We start from the raw sequence: 13,279 nt of genomic DNA on the forward strand, positions 1-13,279 counted from the left end.
CACATGTTCGGGGGTTGGGTGCGCATCGCAGATCTCGCCAGATGGGACCGGGGCTTTCCGGTGAAGTACCTCCTGGTTCAGGAGGACGAAGACGGGGTGGAACAGCTCTGGGCGAGGTGCGCGGGCGTCGAAGGGTTGTTCGTTGACCCGGTCCCGCCGCCACGGGAGGTCCTCACTCTTCGTGGATGTCGCCCCGATGGTCTCCTGAGCGAGGTCCTGGCCGAGCCCCACGGCTCGCTACGAGGTCTGGGCGACGTATGCGTCGAGGTCTGGGACGACGAGAAGCCCGTGCAGTGGTGGACTTTCGTCGATGCGGTCGTGGTGGCCGATCAGCCCCACTCGGTTGATCCGGCGCGGTACGACATCGTGCTCGGCGCCGCCGTCAGCAGCGAGGAGAGCTTCTTCGAACTGCCTGCGGCGCCGCGCTTCGAGCTCTTCGCAGGGACGACGGTCGCTGCGGCGAGTGCAGGTCGGTGCTCCGCCGTGGACGGCCTGTTCAAACCGCGAGCGGACCCGGCCCCCGTTCCTATGGAGCTGATCGGCTGCGAACCTTCAGAGCCCCTGCTCGCGGCGCTGCGACGGCCCCGTCGGTCGGAGCGGGACTGGGCCTACCTCCTGGTCCTGGATCGTCATGGGGCCGTGATGGCCTCCCGCACCGTGGGCCTGGCCATCACCGAAGCACGACCGTCCGTGCTCGGCGGCACACTCGTCGACATCACCCTCACCGATGGTGGCGACGATCGGCCATCGCCGGCGGCCCGCCCGATCTGGGCAGAGTGGTACCAGGGCCCGCCGGCAGAGCCCAACCTGTGGGCGCCGTACGACTCGCAGGGCAGAGCCGCGTGGCTGGACCTCACCACCCGTGCCTGGCGGGTGCCCGCGCCCCGGCCGGACCGCTCCGGCGGCGAGCACCACCTCGACGGCCGGTTCGTCACGGACGTCCCCGGGCTGCACTGCGCGATCGCCGAGGCCCTGCTCGGACCCGGCCGCTACTTCGGCCGCGAGCGGAACGCGTTCAAGGACTGCCTGGGCGGTGGATTCGGAGTGACCCCGCCGTTCACCTTGACCTGGCACGACTCCGAGATCGCACGCCGCGCGCTGGCGGACGTCGTGGAGGATCCGGAGGACGGGCTCTCCTACTTCGAGGACATCGTGCGGCTCCTCGAACGGTGCGGCGTCACGGTCGTACTCCGGTGAGCCGCAGGCGCCCGAACGAGTACGACTCCGGGACAGGCCGAGCGGACTTCAGCGCCTGCTGTCGCCGGGCGCGAGCAGGCTGGTGACCTCGGCGATCGCCTCCGGGGACGGCTTGAAGTAGCGACGGACGTTCTCCGTCTTCTTGTGCCGTGACTTCGCCGTCAGCATCAGCAGGCTGGCCCCGGCCTCACCAAGATGGGTCAGGCCGGAATGGCGGTACTCGTGCAGGTCCCATCCAGTGCCCGGCCCACGCACCGCGGTCTGCTCGTCCAGCAGGGCGCGGGCCTGCCCGTAGGAGAGGCGGGCGCGCCCGGTGTCCGGGCAGACATCGCGCGGGCTGACTACCTTGCCTGGGCCGGGACGGCGGTGGGTGACGAACACGGGCCCACGGGTGCGGCCCTTGAGCAGCCGGGGCAGTAGCCGGGCGGTACCGGCGTCCCAGTAGACCGTCTCCAGCACGTAGTCCTCGCGGGCGCCGCCGTGGCGGCGGACCTTGGGCTGGGCGCCCTTCGCCTTCACCGGGCACCGCCGGCCGGCCAGGCCCAAGTCCTCGATGTTGACCTCCAAGACCTCCTCCGAGCGGGCGCACGTCTCATAGAGCATCCGCCACAGCGTCTTCTCCCGCAGGTGGATGTCCCGACGAGCGGGCGCTCGCGACACAGGTGAGGACGTACTGCCCGTACCAGCCACCATCGAGGCTGCGACCGTACGTCTCCGCGGGCACGGCCAGCATGGTGATGTGGGACCGCAACCGGCCGCGTAGGGCCTCGACGGAGTCCCTCGTCGGCAGGTTCCGCCCGAGTGCGCCGGCCAGGCGCAGGTCCCGGCTGATATCGACGAGGGTCGCGCCGAGGTCAGCCACGATCGGCTCCGAGGCGATGCAGGTGGGCGAGCGCTTCGGTACCGAGCAGGGTCTCCTCGACCGCAGCCGCCGACTCGGCGGCGTGTTGGTCGCCCGTCGTTCACCAGGTGCTGCTGCCTCACCGGTCGGCCCGGATCAAGAGTGCACCTCTTCCAACTCGGCGGTGTCCAGCCCGGCGCGCTGGGCGACCAGGCGTTCGCGTAGGTCGACCTCCTTGGGGTGAGCGGGTCTTCAGGGTGGAGGACGCGGGCGGCCTTGGGCCGCCGGGGCAGGCCGTCGGTCGGGGGTATCGGCTTGTGGCCTCCTCAGCCTCGGCGAGCGCGCCGGGTTTCACTCTGCGCTGATGGTTGCCATCCAGCCGCTGCGTGTGAGCTGGCAGGTGCCGTCGGAGTTGATACGCACCGTCGCGCCGGCGACGGGAAGGTCGCCGTCGACGATGAGCCGGGTGCGGATGCGGTCCAGCTCGTCCCATAGGCGGCGGGGGCCGCTTTGGTGGACGGCTGGCAGGTCCCGGGGCCGGTTGCTTGGGCGCGGGCCCAGGATCCGTCTGGATGCAGCATGTAGGCGGAGCGGCTGTCGTCCGCGCCTTTTTCGTAGTGGTGCTCGATGTCGGGGACGGTGAGTTCGAGGGTGGAGCGAACGTCCCACGTGCTGCTCACCCGCATGACCGGGTAGCGGCCGGTGGTGATGCTCTCGCCGTCGGACGTCTTCGCGGTGTTCCACCGGGCGGTGTTGTCGGGGGCGGACGGGTAGTCGTCGCCGTGGCGGCTGCTCATGAATCCGACCCCCTGCGGGCGACCTTGCCGGTGGCGCCCCCGCCTGCGGTCTGACCACCGTGGCTGAGCTGCCGTACGACATACACCGCGCTGACCACCGCCACCACACAGACCAGCAGCCACACATGCCGCTGGCGGCTCCCTCTGAGTCGCGTCACGTCCCGATCCTCCATCACCCGCCCGCCGCCGTGCTGTCGCTTCGCGCATTCGTGACGGGACTGACGGAAACCCACCTCCGCCCCGGGCCACTGCAAGCCCGGATCAGCTGAGCAGGTCAGGAGTGCGGCTCATCGCCATGAACGTGCCCGCCCGATACGGCCTCAGCGGAGCTTCGCGCCCAGGACTCGAAGCCGCCATCCACACCGGCCACCAGATCCTCGCCACCTTTGACGGCATCGACTCCGCTTGCAGCACAGACGATCCACCTCACCCCTCACCGTCACATCCCCGTCGCCAACGACCTTCTCAACCACACAACTCAGCACCCTCGCTGACCACCAGACCGACTCCGGCAGCCGGGACAAGATCACCGTCCGGGACGCCAGGCCCCCTCAATGCACCCCCGTGCCGGCCCCTGAAGGGCCTCCGTGCTGCTGAACTCCACACTGATCTGTGTCGCGGTCGCCCAGTCCGATGTCCCGCCCTGGGCTCCGGCGTCTTCGAGGGACCCGCCAAACGAACGGTGTGTGCGGGCAGCCGCGATACTCCCACGCCGGCTTTCGCCGCCACCTCGCCGGACCCGCACGGGACGTCGGCCCCAGGAACGTCGGCCACGCCTCGCCCGCCGGCGGCGGGCCGGGCGGGTGGGCGCTGTAGCCGGTCCCGCACGGCATCGCGTCTTGCCCTGGCCGCCCTCACCGCTCCACCTTGATGACACGGTACGGAACGCAGCACGCGGGGCCGGAGCGCTTGGCGGATGCGGCCGCCCGGCTCGGCGCCGGTTGGATTCGGTTCCTCGCCGCCGACCGGTCGACCTCGATGTCTGGATGGGCCGGTCCGGCTGGTGCCAGGCCAGGGGAGGTCTCAGTGTCTGTGGGCGGTTTCCCAGACTTTAAGGGTGTTCGGGGGGATGCGTCCTCGCGTCGGTACGGGATGGCCGTGCTCGCGGGCCCAGGTGCGGATGACCGCGGCGTCGACGGGGGGCGGGGGAGGAGCATCGTCGGGTTCGGGCTTGATCAGCACCGGGTGCGAGGGCGTGAACACCGGCGGGGACTGGAGCAGGCCGACGGGGAACTGCGGCACCTGGATTTGACCGGTGAGGACGGACACGAGGAAGTTGGTGATCGTTCCGTGGTGGGCGTACCAGAGCGGGCCTCGGGCCTCGTTGACCGCGACCTGCCAGCTGTCGGGCTCGCTCGCCGGTTCGGTGATCCAGAACAGGTACTCGCCGTTGCTGGTCACGCCGCAGGCGAAGAGGTGGTCGGGGTCGTGGGCCACGGGATGGGTGCCGCGGTCGTAGTCCGTGCGCAGTCGGGCACGGACCCGCTCCGGCATAGGGCCGGTGAGGTTCACGTACTCGGTGGGGCCGTGCGGGTGGTAGAGGGTGAGGTAGTCGCAGAACGTTCCGGGCCCGTACCGTTCGGCGAGGGCCTTGTAGTCGTCGGGCGGGCCCGACCCGACGTCGGCCTCGACCTCGCTCCAGTCGATGGTCATCGGCGGGTTCGGGGGAGGACACAGGCGGATCAGGGCGTCCAGGTCGGTCATTCGATTCCCAGTCGGCGTCGGTTCTCGGCGGCGGATCGGGCGTGGTCCAGGGCCTGGTCGGGCCTGAAGCAGGCGAGCAGGGTGCGGGCGTCGAGGAACGTGGAGGAGTCGGGTTAGATTTCACCACTATGCGATCACGTGACTTCGACCTCGAATTCCGGGACAATGCTGAGCGCACGCGTTGGTGGGGTATCGCCCTATGGACGGTCGCGGGACTGTTGTGGGCGTGGTGCGCCGTGCTGCTGCTGACGCCGTACCAAGCCGACAGGGATTCCGCCCGCTCCGGCCGTCTTGACCCCGCCGAGTGTGAAGCGCGGCTGTTGACCGACAAGAGCACAGCCAACGACGGCCTCTACCGGGGTGACTACTGCCAGGCCGAACGGGACTGGCCTGAGGCACTGGCCGTCCTCGGACTGTCCTTGCCGGTGTCGATCGCGGGCACGGTGCTCTTCACGACCGGGAGCGTGAGCCGCCGGATGAGCGGACATGCGCAGGCGATCCGAGAACTCGACAAACTCACCGCGAAGCAGACCACGTAGCCTCAGAGCCGGACCTCCAACTCGGGGAACAGCGCCGACTACTGGCTTCGCTCCGCACGTGCTCGTCCCCGCCGTGTCCGTCCGCAGCCGGGCTTGCCGTTCGATGTTCGGCGGGGATCCGCCGCGCCTGCCGAGGCGAGCGGTTTCCACTCCTCCGTCAGATTCGGTGGACTGAACTCCCTTCCGAGGGGACTCCTGGCAGCTCGATCCGGATCGGGCCAGGTTCCCGAGCCGGTTAGGCGCTGGGCGGGCGATCTTGGTCGTTGTCGGCCTCTTGGAAGTCGATTGCCCAAGCTCCGTTGCCGCGCGACCATCACTGGGTGGATGAAGTTGAGGGTCTGGTGCTGGTGCGGGTTGTGCAGACGTGTTCCGCCTACCCGTCCCAGTGGGATGCTTGGACGGCGGAGGGACAATACTTGAACCTCCGGTACCGGCACGGCGAAGGTTGCGTCGAGCGGCACCCAGGCCCTGACATCGACACACCAGACTCCTGGAACGAAGGCCGGTCGGAACTCCTGGTCGAATGGGGCGATGGCAGCGGCAGCGGAGTCATCAGCCTCGAAGCCTTCCTCGTGGCCACTGGCTTGGCGTTGGCTCCAGGCGCATCGGTGAGCTGACGTCGTAAAGCGCGGTCATGTTCGGAGCGCCGCCGTGTCCCGAGCATCGGGATTGAAACGGACCCGTCGGAGCTCCCGGCAAGTCATTATGGGCATGCCAAGGGAGATCCAAGGAAGACCTTCGCCCGACCGCTGGGGGCTGAACGGTGGTCGTGTGGGCTACTTCCGGCCTTCGCCCTTGTCGCCGCCGTGCTCACGAACGAACCGCTCACCGCGCGCAGCGATGGGATGCGCGCCAAGTCTGTCAGTAGGGCTTTTGTGTCCGCTGGCACTGGGTTGGCGACCAGTTTGGCGATGCGGCCCAACGTCAGGACATCCCTGAGTGCTTACTCCCGCACGACGTCTTCCTGCGCTTGCCCGTTCTGATGCGCGTTCGTTGCGTCGCTCATGGCTACAGGCTAGGAGGTGGGCGGAACTGGTAGTGGCAGACGGCGAAATCGCGCCAGATCGTCCCGCCTGACGTGCGGCGGACCGGTGGCGTTGGCATCGTGGATGGTTATGGATCTGGTCTCGTTCCAGTCGTCGCCTGGACCGGCGGTGCGTTGTGCGGCGTGCCTGCGTGGCACCATGTTCCATGGTCGCTGCGGGCAGTGCGGCCACGAGTGGCGGCGCGTACGAACACTGGGTGCCGTGGTGACGACCACTGAACAGTGCGCGCACCTGGGGTGCCACGGGTACCAGACCGTGACGCACACCTACGACGACAACGGCAACCAAGTGAGCATGGAGCGTGGCCCTTGCTCGACAGGCGCCCACTGATCCGCGCCACACCCCCGTACAGCCGCCTGCGGGCGGGAGAGAGCCCCGGCAAGGTCTCACGCCCTGCCGGGGCTCTGGAGTTCCCTGGGGATCACTTACAGGGAGGGCCATGGAAGCCGGACGTCGTGGATGACCACGCCAGCCTCCGATGCGTCTCGGTTGACAAGCCCCCGCAGATCGTCGGAAGTTGCATCGGCAAGATCTCCTTGGTCCACCTGCCGAAGCTTCGGCACTCCTGGCCCGCGGAGGCCGCTTGTCGCGTCCGGCGATCCGACGGACTCGGCGGACGCGTATGGCTGCGGATTGTCGGACCAGCTGAGGTTGAAGCCGTTTGCGTGGACTGTGACCGTCTGCACCGCGATGAGCGACGACCAAGCCTCGACGGACCAGGTCGCCTGCCTGAGGCGCTGAGCGAAGTGGGCCAGATCATTCGTGTCCTGTGTCACCGAGTCGTCCCTGCGGCGGTCGCTCAGCGGGATGACCCGAAAGAATCGCCCTGCCGACCTCGGAGTGGGCGGGGATGGCTGCGTCGACCGAGGCCATGGCGTGACGATCACCGCCCCTGCCTGGGCCCGGCTTGGCCGCGTGTCGTAGGGCTGGGGCCGTGGCGGGTGGGGGGAGCGGGGTTGGGTGCGCCGGAGGGGGTCAGGGGACCTGCGGAGGGTTGGGGTGGTCGCGGAGCCAGTGCTGGAGTTCCCGATGCCGGTACTGATACGCCGCCCCGCTGTACCGCAGCAGCCCCGCCTCCACCGCCCAGTCCAGGAACCGGCCGAGCCGGAACGGCAGGCGCCCGCGTGACCAGAGCAGGAACACGAGGTACCGCCGTGAAGCGACGCCGCCGAGCGCGGTCATGAACACGAAGATCAGGAGGATCCCGAACATGCTCAAGTCCGGGATCGAGACCTGCGTGCTCAAGTCCGCGACTTTGCGCAGGCGCTCAGGCAGGTGATAGGTGGCAGCCGCCAACATGAGTATGCCCCAGAGCACTGCTGTCCTCGTCCAGTTGATCGCGACTACGAGGGCGCCAATGGCAAAGAGCGCGAGCACGGAACTGCCCACGACGAGGATGCCCGAGTGCATGACCGTGTACCCGTCCGTGACCTTGCCGGCGCCTGCCCCGGCGGTCCCGAGCGCGATCGCACTCGGGATACCGAGTGCCGTTCCGAGAAGAGCGTCGTTTCTGATGGCGGCTCGCCCTCCGCGGCTCGCACCGGGCTCGGTCCTGAACCCGGAGATGGTCACGACCCCGATCACGCCTGCCATCGCGATCGTTGTCCCGAGGTCTCTCCCGCCGATGGCATTGCCCCCGAGCGTGGCCAGGATCACGCCCGCCAGCCAGCCCGCGAATCCGGGTGTGAGCACGGCCGTCCGGAGGGACCGGAACGGGAACGTCCAGCGCTGTGGCGCCTCCATGCGGTGGGGGAGGTATCCGGCCGCTGCGGCAACCAGTACCCCGAACAGCCAGAGCGCTGGTCCTGATGTGAAGGCGAGGGGCAGGGTGATGAACGCGCCGAGGAGCGCGACCCCCGCCTGGACCCGTTTCCGTCCGGCGAGGGGCCACAGTTCGTGCAGAAGCAGGTCGGTGGCCTCCGGGCCCCGGGTGGCCGTGCGCGTTTGGGCCCTGCCCGCTGTGGTGGGGGCGAGGTGCCGGGTGAGGTGGTGGAGCCACCGGTGGACCTGGTCGGCCTCGTATCCGTGAGATGCGACGGCGGTACGGGTGGCGGCGGGGACGTAGCGGGCGAGGAGGTGGGCGTCCACCGCCCCGGCGTCGGGAAGCGCGAGGAGTTCGCCGGGGTCGCCGTCGTGGTGATAGACGGTGGCGGTCAGGCCGAGCCGCCACGGTGTGGACAGCACCCCGGCCAGCATCCCGCCGGGTTCGGCGGCGAGATGCTCGGTAAGAGGCCGCCATCGCGCCGGGTCGAGGGCACGGCCTGTGAGGTAGGCATGTGCGTCCGCGGAGTCGACGGGGTCGATCGAGATACGGGCCGCGTCCACGACCGCGGTGTGCGAGGTGAGCGCGTCGTAGTGCCCGGTACGGCAGGTCAGCACCAGCGGCCCGGCCTCGCGGCCCCGCTGATACGCGTTCAGCGCCCGCACCACTGCTGTGGCCCGCGGTGCGCGTGGATCGGGCCGGCCACGGGGGCCTGTCGTGTCCATCTCGTCGAGGCCGTCCAGCACCGGTAGCACCAAGCCGTGGCGGACCAACCCCTCGGCCATGTACTTCGGCTTGCCGTGCGCTTCCATCAGCCACGTCTGGAGCAGCTGGGGCAGGGTCTGCCGGTCGGTGTCCCACCGTGACAGCGGAATCCGCACCGGCACGGGATCGTTTTCGGCGCGGCTTTCGATCAGGGCGAGCAGGAGTTCCAGGACGGAGACGGTCTTCCCGGCCCCCGCAGCCCCGGTGACGACCAGCCGCAGCGGCTTCGTCGCATGGTAGAAAGCTGCGATGTCGGGCACCGCCGGCCCTCCCGGCCCGTCGGTGGACAAGCGCCCCGCGCCCGGCGCGGCAGCCGACCGGGCCATGCCCGACGGTACGAGGCGGTAGGCGAGGTTGATCTTCCGTGTGTCGCCCCCGAGGAGCTGCTGCCGGACCGCGCCTTCTTCCCTCTCCATGTCCGCGGCCAGCGTTTTCGCCCAGCCGCTGACGAGTGCCGCGTCGGCGAACGTGGCCGTGTTGGCCTGCGACTGCTTCCACAGCGCGACGACCGCCACCAGTCCCGTCACCACCGTCAGTACGAGCGCCAACAGCCCCGCGGTGTCGGCCGTCTCCAGACCACCGTGGCTGAGCTGCCGTACGACGTACACCGCGCTGGCCACCGCCACCACACCGCACACCACACCGATCAGCAGCCACACATGCCGCTGGCAGCTCCCTCCGAGTCGCGTCACGTCCCCGATCCTCCACCACTCGCCCCCGCCGTGCTGTCGCTTCGCGCATTCGCGACTCGACTGACGGAAACCCACCCCGGTCCCAAGCGGGGCCGCCTACCTGAGAGACACAGAGCTGGTCCTCGAAGCGCTCGCGGACGGCCTGGATACACCGACCTCCAAGATCGTCGCCCATGCCCAGCTGGAGCGTCCGGGCGCGACACCTCGGCAGATCACCAACTGCGCCAGCCACATGCGGGCCAAGGGGAAGGTCCTCATTGTCGGCCGCGGACTCTACCGACTGGTCAGCAAGGAGCCGCGCACGTAGAGATCGCCATCTTCCAACAGAAAAAGGCGCCGCCTGGGTGGTCAAGACCCTGGCGACGCCGTGACACGTCAGCTGAGGGCCCACGCGCCGCCTCCCGGCTAGGCCATGGAGTAGCGGCCCACCCGGCCCTCGGGAATTTTGTGCAGTCAGCACTTGATCATAAATGAGGGCCCACGCCATGCCATCCGGCGCATTCATGCACCACCGGCCCCTACAGGCCAGCAGCACTCACCCGCGCGCAGCACCCCGCCGCCCGCGCCCTCCTCCAGCTCCGCTACGCCCGCACGCTCGCCGCCCAGGGCGAGAAGCGGGCGACCCACCGGGCCCTGGACGCCGCCGAGCACCTCCTTGGCGCCGCCGCCGCGCACGGGCGGCCAGCGTTCTGCAACTGGCTCTCCCACGCCGACCTCGCCATCGACTCCGGCCAAGCGCTCCTCGACCTCGGCGACACCGGCCGCGCGCACCGGCTGATCGAGGAAGGCCAGGCACTCCTCCCCGACAGCCGGGCGAAGTCCCGCGGCGTCTTCCTCGCCTACCGTGCCCGCTCCGACCTCGGCCGCGGAGAGATCGAACACGCCGCCGTCGCCGCCCGGGAATCCCTCACCATCGCCCGCCGGGTCGGCGCCCCCGCTGCGAACAACTCGTCCAGGACCTCCTACCGCGCTTCGCCCGCTACCCCCGAGCGGAGGGAGTCGAGGAACTCCTCCACGCCGCCCGCGCCACCGCGTGACTCCCGGCCCGGCCAAAACGACGGCCACACCCGGCTCGCGGAACACCTCCCCGGGACAGGGGCAGGAGGGTTGGGGTGGCGCACGTGCCGCTTCGGTAGCCCTGGCCGCCGCGATCTGCGGCACCACCCCCGACTCCTACCAGGACTGTAAGATCAAGGCCAAGGCCATCATCAGCAGGTCCGTCCAGCCACCCCGCGCCGCCTGACCGGACGAAGCCCCAAAGCGGAGCCGCAGCCGCCGGATCCTTCAGCACGCGACCGACACGGACAACGGAGCGGCCCTTGCACAACGTCACCTACCACTACGCGCGCGTCGCCGTGCATGAGGCCCCAGGGGCGGGTGAACGACAGCCGCGGCCACCGGGCCCGCAGGGCCCCTCGTCTAGCAGATTCGCCAGGTCGTAGGTGTCGGGCCAAGCGTGCCCGGCCGGTCATATCCACCGCGCCCTCCGTCTAACTCAGGGCCGTGTCCGCGTCCAGGGCTCACTGGTCAGCCCGCGCATGGCCAGAACCCACCCCACCAGCCCCGGGCCGTCCGCTCCTGGGCCGCCGGAAGGCGACGCGAGTGCACGTCAGGGCGCAGGGGCAAGGAGCGGCACGCGAGGTGCTGCTCAGCGCAATGTTTCTGGGGCGTTGCGGTCTGTAGGTTCCGTGGGCTCGTGCGCACTGGTTCCTGCGGAAACACCGGAACCCGGGCTCGACGCGCACTTGTCCGGCCGGTTGAGGGCGCGCACCTTCCCCATCCTGTCCCGGTTCAAGGCAGGGTCAGCTTCGGTATCACCGCAGGTCGCTTGATCCATTGCGCGCTCAGACCCGGATTTGCGCATCGACTGCGCATCTTCAGCGGACGTTGCTAACTTCCCTGTTGAATCGGCGTGTTGAAGCCGATCGAGAGGGGCGCTAGCGGGATGAGTTGGCGGGTGTTTTGGGTGCCGCGGGACGCGGCCGTTGTGCGGGCTTGATCCGGTTATGTCGGGTCGCGCCAGGAGATGGTGCTCTCGCCGGTGAGGCGGCGGGCCATCAGGTCGGTCATGGCCAGGTGGATCATGGCTTCGGAGCGGGCCGGGAGGGTCTCGTAGTCGCGGGCCAAGCGGCGGTTCAGCATGAGCCAGCCGTAGGTACGTTCTACCGCCCAGCGTTTGCGGATCGGAGTGAATCCCCTGATCCCTGCCTTGCGGCTGGTGATTTCCATGTCGATGCCGAGGATGGCGGCGTGCTCGACGAGGTGTTTGCGGTAGCCGCCGTCCACCCAGGTCTTGCGGATCGAGGGGTGGTCGGCGGCGACCTGGTCGAGCAGACGGGTGCCGGCGGCGGAGTCCTGGACGCAGGCCGCGGTGACCAGGACCGCGAGCAGGAGGCCGAGTGTGTCGGTCACGATGCTGCGCTTCCTGCCCACGATCTTATTGGCGTTGTCCGTGCCCTGGCTCGTGGCGGGCACGCTGGTGGAGGTCTTCACGCTCTGGGCGTCGATCACGCAGGCCGAGGGCTCGGCGTTCCGGCCCTCCCGCTCGCGCACCAGCTCCCGCAGCAGGCCGTTGAGCTGGGTGAAGATGCCATCTTTTTGCCACTTGGCGAAGTAGCCGTAGACGCTGTTCCAGTGGGGGAAGTCGTGCGGCAGGTAGCGCCACTGCACCCCGGTGCGGTCCACATAGAGGATCGCGTTCATGATCTCGCGCAGGTCGAGCTCGGCCGGCCGGCCGAAGCCCAGCGCCCGGCCTTGGCGCTCGTAGCGCCAAGCGGACAGCACCGGCTCGATCAACTCCCACCGGGCATCGGACAGGTCGCTCGGATACGCACGACGGTCAGCCATGACCTGGAGATACCGCCGTTCGGGGGCGTGCGCCCAGGCGCGTATCCAACCACGCCGAAGCACGGGACGGACCCGGGCGTCCTGGAATGAGACAGGCGCAAGCCGCTCTTCGCCCCAGGCATCACACCACTCGTCACGGTGTTCACCACTGACCCGACTGCTTCACCGACACCAAATCACCGGACGGCAGAAACGTGCCTAAACCGCAATCACTTAGATGAAAACGACCTCTGAGAGGCGGTCTGCTTGCGCAACCAGCATCGCAACACCCGGCGTTCGTGATCGGACAACTCCAGCGGCAACGGCTTCGGACCAGGCACCGCCCCACCCTGCAATCACAGGCACCCCCTGGCCGCTGGCGAGAATCGGAACCAAGCGACCGAATTTGGCGGAGTCATTGCCGCATTCGCTTACGGCAGACGGGAAAAGCCCGGTAGGGACTTGAAGATCTATCTTGGGCAAGTCAACCTGTGACACCCCGGAGAACACGTGCTGGCGGCAGTCTCCTTAACCGTCATTGCGTTGCTCAAGGAACAGCAGATCATCAGAAGCTCGTTCGGACTTCCCTCGCAGAGTTCGTTGCCCCGTTTCCTGGAGTGCCGTTCCCTCGTGCGCAAAGTCTGCCCATCACGCGGTCCTTGCGGTCGGTCGAACGATGCGTCATCGATGAAGCAGCGCCCTGTATAGCCGACGATCACCGGTTCGCCAAACCGGGAGTCCTCCGGACCATTGGTGGAGTTCGCACGGGCTGCGCTTGGCGGTGGAGCCCCACGGACGTATGCCCTCTTCGTGTGAGTGCCGCATCGGCGGCTCCGGCACCTCCTTCTGTCGCTTCTTGGTGAGGCGCCGCGGGATTCCGCCGATGACCGACATGCCGCGCGCACCACCTATTGATCCGAAACGCTTTGGGTTTGGGTTCGTTGACAGCATGTGAGTGATCTGGTGGGGGATGCGCGGATGTGGTCGCCGGACGTGCAGGAGGCTGTGCGGTTGGTGGCGGTGTCTGCGCTGGTGGAGGGTCGGGACCGGGTGGAGGTCGCGGTCTTGTTCAAGGTGTCGGTCAGGGCTGTGGACAACTGGTGGGCGAGG

General features: G+C 68.7%; 9 protein-coding genes and 1 pseudogene. 3 read left to right on the forward strand and 7 right to left on the reverse strand.

All coding sequences use genetic code 11. From position 1 onward, the window contains the following. The first annotated feature begins 3 nt into the window (after positions 1 to 3). On the forward strand, positions 4 to 1,197 hold the full coding sequence (locus AB0E05_RS35485; RefSeq protein WP_361971542.1) for a barstar family protein: 1,194 nt from the start codon (positions 4 to 6) through the stop codon (positions 1,195 to 1,197). A 48-nt stretch (positions 1,198 to 1,245) separates the two neighbouring features. Here AB0E05_RS35485 and AB0E05_RS35490 read toward each other — a convergent pair. The 4 genes and pseudogenes from AB0E05_RS35490 to AB0E05_RS35505 form a co-directional block, all read right to left on the reverse strand. Next, positions 1,246 to 1,842: pseudogene (locus tag AB0E05_RS35490) on the reverse strand (tyrosine-type recombinase/integrase); the annotation flags it as partial. After that, complete coding sequence (locus AB0E05_RS35495) at positions 1,790 to 2,059, reverse strand: hypothetical protein (RefSeq protein WP_361971559.1); 270 nt, start codon at positions 2,057 to 2,059, stop codon at positions 1,790 to 1,792. The pseudogene AB0E05_RS35490 and the gene AB0E05_RS35495, both read right to left, overlap by 53 nt. A gap of 772 nt (positions 2,060 to 2,831) precedes the next feature. Then, the gene (locus AB0E05_RS35500) at positions 2,832 to 2,993 is read right to left on the reverse strand and encodes a hypothetical protein (protein ID WP_361971544.1); all 162 of its coding nucleotides are present in this window, start codon (positions 2,991 to 2,993) and stop codon (positions 2,832 to 2,834) included. A gap of 865 nt (positions 2,994 to 3,858) precedes the next feature. Continuing rightward, positions 3,859 to 4,539, reverse strand: a complete 681-nt coding sequence (locus tag AB0E05_RS35505) for a hypothetical protein (RefSeq protein ID WP_361971545.1) — start codon at positions 4,537 to 4,539, stop codon at positions 3,859 to 3,861. 128 nt (positions 4,540 to 4,667) lie between these two features. On the opposite strand from AB0E05_RS35505, the gene AB0E05_RS35510 reads away from it, so the two are divergent. Next, on the forward strand, positions 4,668 to 5,078 hold the full coding sequence (locus AB0E05_RS35510) for a hypothetical protein (RefSeq protein ID WP_361971557.1): 411 nt from the start codon (positions 4,668 to 4,670) through the stop codon (positions 5,076 to 5,078). Positions 5,079 to 5,398: 320 nt separating this feature from the next. Continuing rightward, the gene (locus tag AB0E05_RS35515) at positions 5,399 to 5,695 is read left to right on the forward strand and encodes a hypothetical protein (RefSeq protein WP_361971547.1); all 297 of its coding nucleotides are present in this window, start codon (positions 5,399 to 5,401) and stop codon (positions 5,693 to 5,695) included. A gap of 1,404 nt (positions 5,696 to 7,099) precedes the next feature. Here the strand turns inward: AB0E05_RS35515 and AB0E05_RS35520 are convergent. The 3 genes from AB0E05_RS35520 to AB0E05_RS35530 form a co-directional block, all read right to left on the reverse strand. Further along, on the reverse strand, positions 7,100 to 9,343 hold the full coding sequence (locus tag AB0E05_RS35520) for an NACHT domain-containing protein (protein ID WP_361971549.1): 2,244 nt from the start codon (positions 9,341 to 9,343) through the stop codon (positions 7,100 to 7,102). A 501-nt stretch (positions 9,344 to 9,844) separates the two neighbouring features. Next, a complete protein-coding gene (locus tag AB0E05_RS35525; RefSeq protein ID WP_361971551.1) occupies positions 9,845 to 10,225 on the reverse strand; it encodes a hypothetical protein in 381 nt (126 codons plus the stop codon). A gap of 1,122 nt (positions 10,226 to 11,347) precedes the next feature. Continuing rightward, the gene (locus tag AB0E05_RS35530) at positions 11,348 to 12,190 is read right to left on the reverse strand and encodes an IS5 family transposase (protein ID WP_361971553.1); all 843 of its coding nucleotides are present in this window, start codon (positions 12,188 to 12,190) and stop codon (positions 11,348 to 11,350) included. Positions 12,191 to 13,279 lie beyond the last annotated feature (1,089 nt).

It is taken from the genome of Streptomyces sp. NPDC048057 (assembly GCF_040653095.1).
Lineage (GTDB): Bacteria > Actinomycetota > Actinomycetes > Streptomycetales > Streptomycetaceae > Streptomyces.